The 16,011-nt window shown below is 48.5% G+C and carries 12 protein-coding genes and 1 pseudogene; 7 read left to right on the plus strand and 6 right to left on the minus strand.

Annotated elements, in window-relative coordinates; translation table 11 throughout:
- The first annotated feature begins 69 nt into the window (after nucleotides 1–69).
- From odhB to sucD, 6 genes are all read left to right on the plus strand, one after another.
- Nucleotides 70–1,251 carry a 2-oxoglutarate dehydrogenase complex dihydrolipoyllysine-residue succinyltransferase gene (gene odhB, locus Q3O06_RS08000; RefSeq protein ID WP_301818352.1) on the plus strand — a complete coding sequence of 394 codons (1,182 nt, stop codon included), beginning with the start codon at nucleotides 70–72 and terminating at the stop codon, nucleotides 1,249–1,251.
- Between the two features lie 258 nt (nucleotides 1,252–1,509).
- Nucleotides 1,510–2,943 carry a dihydrolipoyl dehydrogenase gene (gene lpdA, locus Q3O06_RS08005; protein ID WP_301818353.1) on the plus strand — a complete coding sequence of 478 codons (1,434 nt, stop codon included), beginning with the start codon at nucleotides 1,510–1,512 and terminating at the stop codon, nucleotides 2,941–2,943.
- 184 nt (nucleotides 2,944–3,127) lie between these two features.
- On the plus strand, nucleotides 3,128–3,844 hold the full coding sequence (locus tag Q3O06_RS08010; protein ID WP_003753421.1) for a hypothetical protein: 717 nt from the start codon (nucleotides 3,128–3,130) through the stop codon (nucleotides 3,842–3,844).
- 60 nt (nucleotides 3,845–3,904) lie between these two features.
- Nucleotides 3,905–4,195, plus strand: coding sequence for a hypothetical protein (locus tag Q3O06_RS08015; RefSeq protein WP_188210975.1), 291 nt, complete (start codon nucleotides 3,905–3,907; stop codon nucleotides 4,193–4,195).
- A 70-nt stretch (nucleotides 4,196–4,265) separates the two neighbouring features.
- Nucleotides 4,266–5,432, plus strand: a complete 1,167-nt coding sequence (gene sucC, locus Q3O06_RS08020; RefSeq protein ID WP_036491521.1) for an ADP-forming succinate--CoA ligase subunit beta — start codon at nucleotides 4,266–4,268, stop codon at nucleotides 5,430–5,432.
- A gap of 10 nt (nucleotides 5,433–5,442) precedes the next feature.
- Nucleotides 5,443–6,333 carry a succinate--CoA ligase subunit alpha gene (gene sucD / locus Q3O06_RS08025; protein ID WP_002244992.1) on the plus strand — a complete coding sequence of 297 codons (891 nt, stop codon included), beginning with the start codon at nucleotides 5,443–5,445 and terminating at the stop codon, nucleotides 6,331–6,333.
- A gap of 235 nt (nucleotides 6,334–6,568) precedes the next feature.
- On the opposite strand, the gene Q3O06_RS08030 is transcribed toward sucD, so the two are convergent.
- The 3 genes from Q3O06_RS08030 to uvrA all read right to left on the minus strand — a co-directional run bounded on the left by Q3O06_RS08030 (nucleotide 6,569) and on the right by uvrA (nucleotide 11,687).
- Nucleotides 6,569–6,898 (minus strand): REP-associated tyrosine transposase, encoded by a 330-nt coding sequence (locus Q3O06_RS08030; protein ID WP_301818354.1) that lies wholly within the window; start codon nucleotides 6,896–6,898, stop codon nucleotides 6,569–6,571.
- A gap of 322 nt (nucleotides 6,899–7,220) precedes the next feature.
- On the minus strand, nucleotides 7,221–8,798 hold the full coding sequence (locus tag Q3O06_RS08035; RefSeq protein ID WP_301818355.1) for a P-loop ATPase, Sll1717 family: 1,578 nt from the start codon (nucleotides 8,796–8,798) through the stop codon (nucleotides 7,221–7,223).
- Between the two features lie 42 nt (nucleotides 8,799–8,840).
- Entirely contained in the window at nucleotides 8,841–11,687 is a 2,847-nt protein-coding gene (gene uvrA, locus Q3O06_RS08040) for an excinuclease ABC subunit UvrA (protein ID WP_301818356.1), read from the minus strand.
- Nucleotides 11,688–11,841: 154 nt separating this feature from the next.
- Here uvrA and Q3O06_RS08045 point away from each other — a divergent pair, with 154 nt between their 5' ends.
- On the plus strand, nucleotides 11,842–12,621 hold the full coding sequence (locus tag Q3O06_RS08045; RefSeq protein ID WP_301818357.1) for a phosphatidylserine decarboxylase: 780 nt from the start codon (nucleotides 11,842–11,844) through the stop codon (nucleotides 12,619–12,621).
- 77 nt (nucleotides 12,622–12,698) lie between these two features.
- On the opposite strand, the pseudogene Q3O06_RS08050 reads toward Q3O06_RS08045, so the two are convergent.
- The 3 genes and pseudogenes from Q3O06_RS08050 to znuD form a co-directional block, all read right to left on the minus strand.
- Nucleotides 12,699–12,973 (minus strand): annotated as a pseudogene (locus tag Q3O06_RS08050) (transposase); the annotation flags it as partial.
- 92 nt (nucleotides 12,974–13,065) lie between these two features.
- Complete coding sequence (yecR, locus tag Q3O06_RS08055; RefSeq protein ID WP_301818358.1) at nucleotides 13,066–13,521, minus strand: YecR family lipoprotein; 456 nt, start codon at nucleotides 13,519–13,521, stop codon at nucleotides 13,066–13,068.
- A 256-nt stretch (nucleotides 13,522–13,777) separates the two neighbouring features.
- Nucleotides 13,778–16,011, minus strand: a 2,234-nt coding sequence (gene znuD / locus Q3O06_RS08060; protein WP_301818359.1) for a TonB-dependent zinc receptor ZnuD, incomplete at its 5' end; no start/stop codon positions are given.

Genomic DNA, 16,011 nt, shown 5'->3' on the forward strand with positions numbered 1-16,011 from the left:
GGCGGAATGCTCATATGCAGAATTAAAAACACACAACAGGCCGTCTGAAAGGGCCATTGGAGACACAAAATGATTATTGATGTAAAAGTACCTATGCTGTCTGAAAGCGTATCTGAAGGCACGCTCTTGGAATGGAAGAAAAAAGTTGGCGAAGCAGTTGCCCGTGACGAAATCCTGATCGATATCGAAACTGACAAAGTGGTTTTGGAAGTACCTTCTCCACAAGCCGGCGTATTGGTTGAAATCGTCGCGCAAGACGGTGAGACCGTTGTTGCCGATCAAGTTTTGGCACGCATCGATACCGCTGCTACTGCCGCTGCTGAAGCACCTGCCGCCGCTCCTGCAGAAGCAGCCCCAGCCGCCGCTCCTGCTGCTGCACAAAACAACGCCGCTATGCCTGCCGCTGCAAAACTGGCTGCCGAGACCGGTGTTGACGTGAAAGCATTGCAAGGTTCCGGCCGTGACGGTCGCGTATTGAAAGAAGACGTACAAAATGCCGCTGCCAAACCTGCCGCAGCCGCTGCTCCTGCTGTTGCACTTCCTGCAGGCGCACGTCCTGAAGAACGCGTACCAATGAGCCGCTTGCGTGCCCGTGTTGCAGAACGCCTCTTGGCTTCTCAACAAGAAAACGCCATTCTGACTACATTCAACGAAGTCAACATGAAACCAATCATGGACTTGCGTGCGAAGTACAAAGAAAAATTCGAGAAAGAACACGGCGTAAAACTGGGCTTTATGTCCTTCTTCGTTAAAGCCGCTGTCGCCGCCCTGAAAAAATACCCGGTTGTGAATGCTTCTGTTGACGGCAAAGACATCGTGTACCACGGCTACTTCGACATCGGTATCGCGATTGGCAGCCCGCGCGGTTTGGTTGTGCCCATCCTGCGCGATGCCGACCAAATGAGCATTGCCGACATCGAACAAGCAATTGTTGATTACGCGAAAAAAGCCAAAGACGGCAAAATCGCTATCGAAGATCTGACCGGCGGTACATTCAGTATTACCAACGGCGGTACTTTCGGTTCTATGATGTCTACCCCGATCATCAACCCGCCTCAATCTGCGATTTTGGGTATGCATGCCACTAAAGAGCGCGCCGTGGTTGAAAACGGCCAAGTGGTTGTCCGTCCAATGATGTATCTGGCTCTGTCTTACGACCACCGTATCATTGACGGCCGCGAAGCTGTATTGACCTTGGTAGCCATTAAAGACGCGTTGGAAGACCCGGCCCGCCTGTTGTTGGATCTGTAATCGTTTCAGACGGCCTTTTATTTGTTAATGAAAAGGCCGTCTGAATTTTTATTTAGATGTAGCGTAATGTAGTATCGTGCTACAATAGGCTCAACGAACGATTGAGGCCGTCTGAAACATTTGATTCGAATGAATCGACAGATATGGACTTTCAGACGGCCTTTTCTTAAAACCATCAAAACGCAGTCATTCAAAATAAAAAAGAAACAAAAGTATCGTTTTTATTTTGAGATACTGCCAAAAGCAAAGGATGACACGATGTCTCAATATGATGTAGTAGTGATTGGTGCAGGCCCGGGCGGATACGTTGCCGCCATCCGTGCCGCGCAACTGGGTTTCAAAACCGCTTGCGTTGATGCAGGCGTCAACAAAGCAGGCGATGCCCCTGCCTTGGGCGGTACTTGCTTGAACGTAGGCTGTATCCCTTCTAAAGCCCTGTTGCAATCCAGCGAACATTTCCACGCAGCGCAACACGAGTTTGCCGAACACGGTATCACTGTCGGCGACGTAAAATTCGACGCAGCCAAAATGATTGAGCGCAAAGATGCCATTGTGACCAAACTGACCGGCGGCGTGAAATTCCTGTTCCAAAAAAACAAAGTAACCAGCCTGTTCGGTACTGCTTCCTTTGCCGGTAAAAACGGCGATGCTTACCAAATCGAAGTCGATAACAAAGGTGAGAAAACCGTTATCGAAGCCAAACACGTCATCGTAGCCACTGGTTCCGTACCGCGTCCGCTGCCACAAGTCGCTATCGACAACGTGAACGTATTGGACAACGAAGGCGCATTGAACCTGACCGAAGTGCCTGCCAAACTCGGCGTGATCGGTTCCGGCGTGATTGGTTTGGAAATGGGTTCCGTATGGAACCGCGTGGGTGCAGAAGTTACCATTCTTGAAGCCGCGCCGACCTTCCTGGCCGCCGCCGACCAACAAATCGCCAAAGAAGCCTTCAAATACTTCACCAAAGAGCAAGGTTTGAACATCGAATTGGGCGTGAAAATCGGCGACATCAAATCTGAAGGCAAGGGCGTTTCCGTTGCTTACGAAACAGCTGCCGGCGAAGCCAAAACCGAAGTATTCGACAAACTGATCGTTGCCATCGGCCGTATTCCAAACACCAAAGGCCTGAACGCCGAAGTCGTAGGCTTGGAAAAAGACGAGCGCGGCTTTATCAAAGTGGACGGCGAATGCCGTACCAACCTGCCTAATGTATGGGCAATCGGCGACGTGGTCCGCGGCCCGATGTTGGCACACAAAGCCAGCGACGAAGGCGTTGCCGTTGCCGAGCGCATTGCCGGTCAAAAACCGCATATCGACTTCAACAACGTACCGTTCGTGATTTATACCGACCCTGAAATCGCTTGGGTGGGTAAAACCGAAGAGCAACTCAAAGCCGAAGGCGTGGAGTACAAAAAAGGTACTTCGGGTTTTGGTGCAAACGGTCGCGCATTGGCCATGGGCAAAGCCAAAGGTACGGTTAAAGTATTGGCAGATGCCAAAACCGACCGTATCTTGGGCGTACACATGATCGGCCCGGTTGTCAGCGAATTGGTTACCGAAGGCGTGACTGCGCTCGAATTCTTCGCCAGCAGCGAAGACATCGCCCGCATTATCCATGCCCACCCAACCTTGTCCGAAGTGGTTCACGAAGCTGCCTTGGCGGCTGACAAACGCGCTTTGCATGGCTAATCAGGTCAAGTAAAGCATAAAAGGTCGTCTGAAAAAGTTTCAGACGACCTTTTCGGAAAGATGAATATTCGGAAAATGTTTTTGATTTAAATTAGACTTTTGATAGATTCTATTCTTTGGTATAAATTATTGTTGTATTTGAAGTGAAATTTCATAGGTTAATTTTTATTGATGAAAGATATTTATGGCATATATTAATATACTCGCGGGAAGTTTTCAGTCTTGTAAAGCTAGATTTGATAAAAATTTCATTACAATACCTAAAATAGGAAAAATTGCGCTACTCGATATTCAATCTTATGAAGTGACAGATGGTGATGTTATCGAAATCAAGCTGTTCGATGGTAGGAAAATGCTCATTGAAAAAAGCGATTCTTTTTTGAAGACTATTAAAACAGCTTTATATAATGAACCAGAGAATGATGAAGAAAGAACAAAACTTTACCATCAACGTAAAATTGAAGATAAAATTAAGACCGAAAGAAAGAAAAAAATTAAAGTAATAGGTGTTGGAGTTTTTGTATTATTTGTTGTTGCTATGTGTTCAATCCCGAAAAAAGAATTAACACCGGAAGAGCAGGCAGAAATAGCTAAAGTTAGGGCTGAAAAAAATGCTGAAGAAGCAAGAAAAGATAAAGAACGAGAAGAATTTGAGAAACATCAAAAAATTACAGTGATATCACAATCTTTGGTGCGTAATAGTTTAAAAGACCCCGATTCGGCTGAATTTAAGAATCAAGATGGACAGTGTGGGGAAGTAAATTCTAAAAATGGTTTTGGTGGTTATACTGGATTTACTCGGTACATTGTTGTAAATGAGAATTTAATTGCTCTTGAAGGGGAGAATATGAAAAGTAGTGAATTCTCAAAAATTTGGAATAAAGTCTGTGTTAAAAAATAGTATTCTAATCCACTATATGATTTGATTTTTTAAGATTAAATTCACAGACAGCATTTAATTATGAATAAAGAAGTAATCGGTATCCTGTTTATACCGATGGGCATCATCAGCATGTGTATGGCCGCATTGTGGCAGATGTATGTGATGATGACCGAAACTTATACGCTCAACCGTTTCAAAGATAAAGAATTGGTTTGGCGCGTAGCATTGTTGTTTATCAGTTTCAGCCTTGCCGTTTACCTGCTCTGCCCGAATTCGCGTAAAAAAGGCATCGTCTTTTTTATTCTCGGAGTAGGCGGCGCGGTTATGTATTTGTTGGCGCGGATGTGGCTGCCTTTCAGTAAACAATAGTGCCGTCTGAAAATATAGGATTGTCCGCAGGGGCGATTCTTAAGACCCACTCACCTTTAAGGAGAAATCCATGAATCTACACGAGTATCAGGCTAAAGAACTGCTGGCTAGCTACGGTTTGCCCGTACAAGGCGGTATTTTGGCACACAACGGCGAAGAAGCCGCTGCAGCTTACGACAAATTGGGCGGCAAATTCGCTGTTGTCAAAGCACAAGTACACGCCGGCGGCCGCGGTAAAGCGGGCGGCGTAAAAGTCGTTAAAAGCCGCGAAGAAGCTAAAGAAGTGGCTGAAAGCCTGATTGGCACCAACTTGGTAACTTACCAAACCGATGCCAACGGCCAACCTGTCAACAGCGTTTTGGTTTGCGAAGACATGTATCCGGTTCAAACCGAGCTGTACTTGGGCGCAGTGGTTGACCGTTCTACCCGCCGCGTTACATTCATGGCTTCTACCGAAGGCGGCGTGGAAATCGAAAAAGTTGCTGCCGAAACTCCTGAAAAAATCTTCAAAGTAACCGTTGATCCGCTGGTCGGCCTGCAACCTTGCCAAGCTCGCGAAGTTGCCTTCCAACTGGGCTTGAAAGACAAACAAATCAACGAGTTCGTCAAACTGATGACCGGCGCGTACAAAGCGTTTATCGAAAACGACTTCGCACTGTTTGAAGTAAACCCATTGGCAGTTCGCGAAAACGGCGCGCTCGCCTGCGTGGACGGCAAAATCGGTATCGACAGCAACGCGCTCTACCGCCTGCCGAAAATTGCCGCTTTGCGCGACAAATCTCAAGAAAACGAACGTGAGCTGAAAGCTTCCGAATTCGACCTGAACTATGTTGCCCTGGAAGGCAACATCGGCTGTATGGTGAACGGTGCCGGTTTGGCGATGGCTACTATGGACATCATCAAACTCAAAGGCGGCCAACCTGCCAACTTCTTGGACGTTGGTGGCGGCGCAACCAAAGACCGCGTGGTTGAAGCGTTCAAACTGATTTTGGAAGATAAATCCGTTAAAGGCGTTTTGATCAACATCTTCGGCGGTATCGTACGTTGCGACATGATTGCGGAAGCCATCGTGGCAGCCGTTAAAGAAATCAACGTCAACGTTCCTGTCGTTGTTCGTTTGGAAGGTAACAACGCCGAACTCGGCGCGAAAATTCTGAACGAATCAGGTCTGAAACTGACTTCCGCCGACGGCCTGAATGACGCAGCCGAAAAAATTGTTGCAGCCGTAAACGCCTAAGGAGAAAAGAATGAGCGTATTGATTAATAAAGACACCAAAGTATTGGTTCAAGGTTTCACCGGTAAAAACGGTACTTTCCACTCCGAACAAGCTCTGGCTTACGGCACTAAAGTTGTCGGCGGCGTTACCCCGGGTAAAGGCGGTCAAACCCACCTGGATCTGCCTGTATTCAACACCATGAAAGAAGCCGTTAAAGAAACCGGCGCGGATGCATCCGTAATTTACGTTCCCGCTCCGTTTGTGTTGGACTCTATCGTTGAAGCAGTTGATTCAGGCGTAGGCTTGGTTGTTGTGATTACCGAAGGTGTGCCAACTCTGGACATGCTCAAAGCCAAACGTTATTTGGAAACCAACGGCAACGGTACCCGCTTGGTCGGCCCTAACTGCCCGGGCGTGATTACTCCGGGTGAGTGCAAAATCGGCATTATGCCGGGCCACATCCACACTCCCGGCCGCATCGGCATCATTTCCCGTTCCGGTACATTGACTTACGAAGCCGTGGCACAAACCACCAAACTGGGCTTGGGTCAATCAACCTGTATCGGTATCGGCGGCGACCCGATTCCTGGTATGAACCAAATCGACGCACTGAAACTCTTCCAAGAAGACCCAGATACCGACGCCATCATCATGATCGGTGAAATCGGCGGTACTGCGGAAGAAGAAGCAGCCGAATACATCCAATCCAACGTAACCAAACCCGTCGTCGGCTACATCGCAGGTGTTACCGCTCCTAAAGGCAAACGCATGGGCCACGCCGGTGCGATTATCTCCGGCGGCAAGGGTACTGCGGAAGAAAAATTCGCCGCTTTCGAAAAAGCCGGCATCGCTTACACCCGCAGCCCTGCCGAGTTGGGCACTACCATGCTGGAAGTGTTGAAAGCAAAAGGTTTGGCATAATCAGGTTTGACAACTGATTGAACATCAAATGCCGTCTGAAACCGGAAATCGGGTTTCAGACGGCATTTTGTTTGTCATTTCAAAAAGAGGCAGCCTCAACATACCCACATTATTTTTTGCCTTTTGAGGCAGTCAGAATATTTATCGGTCAAACAGGAGCAAACCTGTAAGTCAGGTTGCACACGCCTTGTTTGAAGTCAGGGAATGATAAGTATCGCATTTGAAAAGACTAATATTATTTTTTGCGGGATTCTGTTTTAGCACGCGACATTCCTTGTTTGATAGGATTGGAATGGATGTAGTCCGCACGATGCTGCAAATCCGTTTCGTCGCGCACGGTGTGTCCGTAAAAACGCCGTTGCCAAATACCGCGTTCGTGCCGCCGCTGTTTGTCGGCGGATAAGTTTTTAGTATGAGGGGAATATGCGGAGAATTTGGTTTTAATCAGCCGCCGGAGTAGGGAATAATCCGCATCATCGGGCGGCAGCGTCCAAATGGCGTGAATGTGGTTTGGCAGCACGCATATGGCGACGGTTTCAAAGGGATATTGTTTTTGCACATCCATATAGGCTGCCCGCGAAGCCGATATGTCCGACAAGCAGGCGCGATTTCGGGGCGGAGGGTTTGACAGTGAAACAGAATGTGCCGCCGACAATGAAGTTTCTGCGATAACGCGCCATAGGATTTTTGTTTGTGGTTTGGGTGTTGAAAAAGGAATGGTTTGTTGTTTAAGGTTTTAACTTCGTTGAAGCTAGCGCTTTCAGACGACATTGGAGGCCGTCTGAAAGCGCTAGCTTCAACGAAGTTAAAAGTTGAAACGGCAAACCGTCAATCAAGCAACCGCGTGCGTGCGTACCGCATACACCCTATGGTTGCTACTCTTGCTACTAATTAAATGTTTTCCCAAGATTTAAAGATTTCGTTAAACTATAAAACACTTGATAACGTAAGTTAAATTTAATTTGTGGAGAAATATTTGCATAATTCCGATCTTTGAAACACCAATGAATATGTCTTTTACCATCTTCAGTATCTTCCAAAAATGAAATCACATTTAAATCAAATAAAAATTGTAAAAATTCATTAGCAGTAGACATAAATTTTGGTTTTATAGCACTAGTAGATTCTAAATCTTTAATTAAATTTTTGAATGAATTAGAGTATTCTTCATAAGTGAATTCAGTACTTCCATTTAAATATGTGAAAAATTTAAGAAAGTGATTATATTCATCTTCGCTATAATAGAATAAAAGATTATCTTTAATTTCACCTAGTAAATAATTTGAATAATCTCTTCTAAATCTAGTATCAGTAAAACTACCCTCTTCAAATTTTTCAATATTATCAGTACTATTCTTACGCAATAGTTCAATCATTTTTAAAATATCTCTTGGTCTGTAATATGAATTTCTTAAAAAAGATATAAAAGAAGTATTTGTTTGATAAATTTCTGGATCATGTAAATCTGGTGCATTCCATGGAAAATAGTAATCCCATGCTTGACCAAAATCTAATTTAGATACTTGTTGTGCATTAAGTAAACGATCAAATATTGAAAATATTTTAGATCTTCTAAAATTCTTATAATCTGTTCTCCAATCTAAAAATACTGAATTATCAGATAATTTAGCATTCGTGTTGTGCAAACCTAGAATGTTAAAAATATCAGGGCGGATGAGTAAAACCACTCTAATTCTACCTTTACTATCTTTGATATTTGGAAAAAATTCAGTATTTAACCACCAAATTGCATCTGCTAATCCTTTAATGCATTCTTGATACTCATCAAATGGAATATTATTAGGTCTAATATCAATGCCATCAATAAACAGCAATTGATTCTTGGATAATTTAAGTTGGTTAATTGCTTCTTCAAATTTTTTCTGGATATAGTGAAGATTAGTAGCAAATTTCTTATCTGTGAACGTTAATTCTGAAGAATTATCAATACCTAATTTAGCAAAATCTTTATACATCAATTCAGCGAATTCTTTTGAATTTTCAACTATTTGTATTGCTTGCAATATTTCAGGCTTAAAAGCATTGGCAGAATATTTGTCTATGCATTCATTTAATGTTTTGAATTTCATAAAATTAAAAATGGATTTTTCTGAAACCAAGATTTGTTTTGATATTAATAAATATAAAATTACTTTCCAAATATCCTCATAATCAGACAATTCTAACTGCCTATCTCTCTTTAATTTTATAAATTTTAAATAATCTGTTGCTTTTATAAACTTAGTTTCTGAATGAATGTTTTTATAATCATTATTGCTTAAGTATGTAGCATAAGCCGTTTTTCCTGTTCCTTTTTCTCCGATAAGGAACGAAACATTAGAATTGCATAATTCATCTAGATAATCACCTTTAACAAAAATTTGATTAAAAAATTCTTTTTTATCTCTTTGTGTATAGTTTTTTGCATCAAGATAACCAATATCTAACTGCTTTACCGTTTTCATAGAAGCTCCCATTAATTAAGTTAAAAAAACAATTGCGCCCTGTTACAAAATATTCTTTAAATATTTCCCAGTATAACTGCTTTCCGCTTTCGCTACATCTTCAGGTGTACCACAAGCCACAATCCTCCCTCCGCCATCGCCTCCCTCGGGCCCTAAGTCCACAATCCAATCGGCAGTTTTAATCACGTCCAGATTATGTTCAATAATCACAATCGAGTTGCCTTTGCCTTTCAGACGACCTATTACTTCCAGCAGCAGGGCGATGTCGGCGAAGTGTAGGCCGGTGGTAGGTTCGTCGAGGATGTAGAGCGTTCTGCCGGTGTCGCGTTTGGAGAGTTCGAGGGCGAGTTTGACGCGTTGGGCTTCGCCGCCGGATAGGGTGGTGGCGGACTGGCCGAGGCGGATGTAGCCTAGGCCGACATCCATCAGGGTTTGCAGTTTGCGCGATACGGTGGGGACGGCATCGAAAAATTCGCGGGCTTCTTCGACGGTCATGTCGAGGACTTGGCTGATGTTTTTGCCTTTGTATTGGATTTCGAGGGTTTCTCGGTTGTAGCGTTTGCCGTGGCAGACTTCGCAGGGGACGTACACGTCGGGCAGGAAGTGCATTTCGACTTTAATCACGCCGTCGCCTTGGCAGGCTTCGCAGCGGCCGCCTTTGACGTTGAAGGAGAATCGGCCGACGTTGTAGCCGCGTTCGCGCGAGAGGGGTACGCCGGCGAAGAGTTCGCGGATGGGGGTGAACAGGCCGGTGTAGGTGGCGGGGTTGGAGCGTGGGGTGCGGCCGATGGGGGATTGGTCGACGTTGATGACTTTGTCGAGGTGTTCGAGGCCGCGGATGTCGTCGTATGGGGCGGGCTCTTCTTGGGCGCGGTTGAGTTCGCGGGCGGTAATTTTGGCGAGGGTGTCGTTAATCAGGGTGGATTTGCCGCTGCCGGATACGCCGGTGATGCAGGTAATCAAACCGAGCGGCAATTCGAGGGTAACGTTTTTGAGGTTGTTGCCGCGCGCGCCTTTGAGGACGAGCATTCGGTCGAGATTGACGGGCGTGCGTTCAGACGGCACGGCAATGGATTTTTTGCCGCTGAGATATTGTCCGGTAACGGATTTTTCGCATTTGGCGACGTTTTCGGGCGTGTCAGCAATCAGTACGTTGCCGCCGTGTTCGCCTGCGCCAGGACCCATATCGACGACGAAATCAGCTTCGCGGATGGCGTCTTCGTCGTGTTCGACCACAATCACGCTGTTGCCTAAATCGCGCAGGCGTTTGAGTGTGGCGAGCAGGCGGTCGTTGTCGCGCTGGTGCAGGCCGATGGAGGGTTCGTCCAAAACGTACATTACGCCGGTCAGGCCGCTGCCGATTTGGCTGGCGAGGCGGATGCGCTGGGCTTCGCCGCCGGAAAGGGTTTCGGCGGAGCGGCTTAAATTCAGGTAATCCAGCCCGACGTTAATCAGGAAGCCGAGCCGCTCGGTGATTTCTTTGAGGATTTTTTCGGCGATTTGTTTTTTGTTGCCGTCCAAATCCAGAGTTTCGAAAAATTGGTGGGTTTTGGTCAGCGGCCAGGCGGAGACTTCGTGCAAGGGTTCGCCGCTGACGTAAACGTAGCGGGCTTCTTTGCGCAAACGTGCGCCGCCGCAGCTCGGGCAGGCGCGGTGGTTTTGGTATTCGCGCAGTTTTTCGCGCACGGTTTCGCTGTCGGTTTCGCGGTAGCGGCGTTCGAGATTGGGGATGATGCCTTCGAAGGCGTGGCTGCGGTTGAAGGTGGTGCCGCGTTCGGATAGGTAGGTAAAGTCGATGACTTCTTTGCCCGAGCCGTGCAACACGACTTTTTTCACTTTTTCCGGTAGGCTTTCCCAAGCGGCGTTGACATCAAATTTGTAATGATGCGCCAGCGATTGAATCATTTGGAAATAGAATTGGTTGCGTTTGTCCCAGCCGTCAATCGCGCCTGCTGCTAAGGATAATTCGGGATGGGCAACCACTTTTTCGGGGTCGAAAAAGTTGGTGTTGCCCAAGCCGTCGCAAGTCGGGCAGGAACCCATCGGGTTGTTGAAGGAAAACAGGCGTGGCTCTAATTCAGGCAGGCTGTACGAACACACGGGGCAGGCGAAACGCGCGGAAAACCAATGCTCTTCGCCGCTGTCCATTTCCATCGCCAACGCGCGCTCGTTGCCGTGGCGCAGCGCGGTTTCAAAACTTTCCGCCAGCCGCTGTTTGATGTCCGCCTTCACTTTCACGCGGTCGATGACGACGTCGATATTGTGTTTGATGTTTTTTTCCAGCTTCGGCACTTCGTCAAGCTGATAGACCTCGCCATCCACGCGCACCCGCGCAAAACCCTGCGCCTGCAAGTCGGCAAAGAAATCGACAAATTCGCCCTTACGCTCGCGCACTGCCGGCGCAAGAATCATCACGCGCGTGTCTTCCGGCAGCTTCAACACGGCATCGACCATCTGCGACACGGTCTGGCTGGACAGCGGCAGATTGTGTTCGGGGCAATACGGCGTGCCGACGCGGGCGTACAAAAGACGCAGGTAATCGTGGATTTCCGTTACCGTGCCGACGGTGGACCGCGGATTGTGGCTGGTGGATTTCTGCTCGATGGAAATTGCGGGCGACAGGCCTTCGATCAAATCGACATCGGGTTTGTCCATCATCTGCAAAAACTGCCGGGCATAGGCGGAAAGGCTCTCGACATAACGCCGCTGCCCTTCGGCATACAGCGTGTCGAACGCCAGCGATGATTTGCCGCTGCCTGACAATCCTGTTATCACCACGAGCTTGTGGCGCGGAATGTCCAAATCGATGTTTTTCAAATTATGCGTGCGCGCGCCGCGGATGCGGATGGTTTCGTTGTCGTGTGAATGTTTGGGATGATGGTTGCACATAATGGATGCCGCCTGAAAAATAAAGGAAAACCAATATTGTAGCACTTTCTCGGATGCCGTCTGAAGCTGCGTTCAGACGGCATTTGTCGGCGGAGTACGGCAGATTCCGCTATAATGTCGGCAATTTTAACCCGCTTGAACAAAAGGATGACAAATGAACCGTCTTTACCCCCACCCGATTATCGCCCGTGAGGGCTGGCCGATTATTGGCGGCGGTTTGGCTTTGAGCCTGCTGGTGTCGATGTGCTGCGGCTGGTGGTCTTTGCCGTTTTGGGTGTTTACTGTATTTGCCCTACAGTTTTTCCGCGACCCTGCGCGTGAGATTCCGCAAAATCCTGAAGCGGTGTTGAGCCCTGTTGACGGCCGTATCGTGGTGGTCGAGCGCGCACGCGATCCGTATCGTGATGTTGATGCTTTGAAAATCAGTATTTTTATGAACGTGTTCAACGTGCATTCGCAAAAATCGCCTGCCGATTGTACGGTAACGAAAGTGGTCTATAACAAAGGCAAATTCGTGAATGCGGATTTGGACAAAGCCAGCACGGAAAATGAACGTAATGCGGTGTTGGCGACTACGGCTTCTGGTCGTGAAATTACTTTTGTTCAAGTGGCCGGTTTGGTGGCGCGCCGTATTTTGTGCTACACCCAAGCAGGTGCGAAACTGTCCCGCGGCGAACGCTATGGCTTTATCCGCTTTGGTTCGCGCGTGGATATGTATCTGCCTGTCGATGCGCAGGCGCAAGTGGCGATTGGCGATAAAGTTACCGGCGTAAAAACCGTATTGGCGCGTTTGCCGCTGACTGATCCTCAAGGCGAGCCTGCTTTACAAGCTGCTCCGGTTGAAACAGCGGCAAACCCATCTGCCGAACAACGGCAAATCGAGGCAGCGGCGGCTAAGATTCCGGCGGCTGTGCGTGATGTGTTGAAAGATTAATAGTCAGTTTTAAATGATTGGTTAAAACAAGAAAAAGGTTTTCAGACTGTCGTCTGAAAACCTTTTTTGTTTGCCTAAAAACGGCAAAACAGGTTGAAGTCGATGCGGGTGATGAGGCTGTGTTCGAGTTTGGGATCGGAGAGGCTGTGCCATTGTCCGAGCAGGACGGCTTCATGGACAACAGGGGATAGGCGGGACGACCGCGGTGGTCTCGGAGGTAACGGGTTCTTTGACGATTCAGGTACTGTTCGATCGGCTGCCAATCAATCACCTGATCCAACTTCAATAGTGGGAAGCGGTCGATGTGTTTGGCAATCATGGCTTGGGCGGTTTGCCGGAAGAAGGTGCTCATGGAAAATCCCCTAAATGTCTTGGTGGGACTTTAGGGGATTTTGGGGAATTTTACAAAGGTCTCAGGCAGCCTGAAATGGGTTTTCAGGTTGCCTATTTGGTTTGTTTCGTTTTAACTTGCGGTACGTTGGTGGGACTTAATTCAATCGTGATGTTGTTTTGAATGGGCTGCTGTTGCATTGGCGTGTATTGCACTGGTGTGTGTTGCACTTTATCGCTGACATGGTTGGTACATTGATAGCGTTTTTCAAATCGCCAAATCAGACACGGCACTTTGGCATTGGCGCGTGCGGGAGTTGCCATGCAGCTTCGTGTTGAACCGCCAAACGCCTCGGCACTGTTGTAACCCCAAACTCGGCAACGAGTTTTCGCCACCTCGTTATCTTGTCCTATGCGGGGTATTAAGCGGGAGCGGAAATTTTGCTCATAAGCCAAAGTAACCGTACCATCAGCGTGGCTGCCATCAATTGCCTGCCATTCGGGCAGTCGCACGGAACGCACACCGCATCCAGTTAAAAAACATACTACAATCAACAAATAAGGTTTCAATTTTATTCCTTCTGAATTTATAAACGAAAAAATAACAAAGCAGCTTATTTATTAATTATAGTAAAAAAAAAAAAAAATACGTCAAGATTAATTCATATCGGACGGCTTAAAACATGGCTTTTTGTTTGGGGCCGACGTAGATTAGCAGCAGTAGGTCGGATTCTCGAATCCGACATTTTGATTTCAAGGGAACTTTTGGTGTCGGATACAAGTATCCGACCTACGGGTGTTTTTCAGGCTGCCTGCGTTTCCGATTTTAAAACTTCACGTTCACGCCGCCGGTAAAGCTGCGGCCCATTTGCGGTGTATCAGAGAGGAAGCTGCTGTGGGCGTAAACGGACTGATTGAGCAGGTTGTCGGCTTTGACGTACCAATTCCACTCGCCATAGCGCGTATTACGGCGGTAGTTTGCGCCGAGGTTGAGCATATGGTGTCCGGGCGTGTGCGTTTCGTAGCGGGCGAGTTTGTTTTGGGCGAACACGCGGTAGTAGTCGAGATGGGCATCGATGCGGTCGGTCAGCGCGGCATTCAGGTGGAAGCCGAGCCGTGCGACCGGAACGCGGGGCGCGTTCTGGTCGGCTTGTGCGATGAAGGGACGCTTGTCGTTGCCATCCCCCCTGCCGGGCAGGGATGGCAGGTTTTTCAGACGGCCTCGAACATAGTCGCCGGAAACGCCGATGCGGTAGCGCGGTGTCGGTTTGAAGTAGATTTCGCCTTCCGAGCCGTAGAAGTCGGCGCCGGATTGGTTGTAGCGTACGAGCTTCATTTCGCTGTCGTCTTCGATGGATTTGGGGCCGCGCCCGTCGTTTAAGGTTTGGGCGTAAATGTAGTTGCCGAAGCGGTTGCGGTAGAGTGCCAGATTGTATTGCCAGCGGTCGCCTTCGTAGCCCAACGCGAGTTCGATGTTGTTGGAACGCTCTTTGTTGAGGTGTTTGTTGCCGACTTCAAAGGTGTTGGTGGCAACGTGTTTGCCGTGTGCGTACAGCTCTTGCGTTGACGGCAGGCGTTCCTGATGGGAGGCGGTCAGGCTGAGTTTGTGTTGTGGCGTGAAATACCAGTTGCCCGAAAGTGCGAACGAGCGGGCGGTTTGGCGGTGCGCGCCGAGGTCGGGCAGGGGCTGGTTGTAGTAGTTTTCCCGATCAATCAATGCCTTGTCGTACCGGATAGATGCTTTTTGTTTTTCCACGCGTACGCCGCCTTCAAGCGTGAAGTTGTCCCAGTTTGCCTGTTCTACACCGAAAAAGCTGTAATGGCGCACATTGTTGTCAATCAACATCGGTTGTTGGACGGTTTCGGGAATGGCGGAAAGCGCGCTGGATTTTTGTCCCAAATATTGCACGCCCCAGCTGCCTTTCAGACGGCCTATGGGTTGGTGGCGCAGCTCGATACGGGCGTTGTGTGTTTTGTTGTTGAAGAAGTTTTCTACTGCATCGCCTGCTTTTTCGTCGTGGTGGTAGTCGTTGCGGTTCAGGTGTACGCGCAGGGCTTCAAAACCGGGGAGAGGCTGCTTCCATTCGGCGCGGAGTTCGTAGCGTTTGTTGCGCAGGTCTATCCACGGTCTGCCGTTGTGTGCATGGGCGTGTGCATTATCGTCGTCGTGGAAGCCGCAGCTCAAGCCCGGATTGTCGTAATCGATGTCTTCTTCGGTCAACAGGTGCGGATAAAGCTGCAAATAGCGTTTGTTAATCAAACTCTTCTGCCAGATGATGTCGGCGTGGCAATCATCGTATTCGTGGCTGTGGGCAGGCAGGCCGTATTGGTCTCGGCGGTCGCTATACGCCACGCCGATAAAGCCTTTTTCGCCAACCCAAGACAGCCCGATGCTGCCTGTTTGCGAATCGGCGTGGCTGTCGGGCAGCCGTTTCAGATTGCGGTAACGCGGTACGGTGTAATCGCCCGATTTGCGGTACAAGCCTTCGGTATGCAGCACGAAGTTTTTGCCTAAACCGATATTGATGCCGCCGGACGTGAGTTTTTCCAGATTGCCGCTGCTCAAACGCAGCCCCAGTTCGCCCGATACGCCGTTTGCAGGCATTTTTTCGGGAATTTTGCCATCGGCAACATCGACCAAACCGGCCACATTGCCCGAACTATATAAAAGCGTAACCGGCCCGCGCAGGATTTCAACCTGTTGCGACAAGGCGGTATCTACCATAATGGCGTGATCGGGCGAAAAGTCTGCCATGTCGCCTGTTTCGCCGTGATGGTTCAATACTTTAATCCGCCTGCCCGTTTGACCGCGAATAACGGGAGCGGACGCGCCGCCGCCGTATTGCGAAGCGTGGATGCCCGGAACGCCGTCCAAAGCGTCGCCCAAGTTGACGGCTTTTTGGCGCAAAGTATCGCCGGAGATGATTTTATCGGAGGCGGTTGAAGTGTGTAACAGTCCCGAAGTCGCGCGCGGACGGCTTTTGCCGACGACGCTGACCGTTTCCAAGTCCACCGATTGCTCGGTTTCATGTGCTAGGGCGGGGGGGGGGGGGGGGCTGG

Origin of the sequence: Neisseria maigaei, from assembly GCF_958267405.1 — a bacterium.
Taxonomy (GTDB): Bacteria; Pseudomonadota; Gammaproteobacteria; order Burkholderiales; family Neisseriaceae; genus Neisseria; species Neisseria bergeri.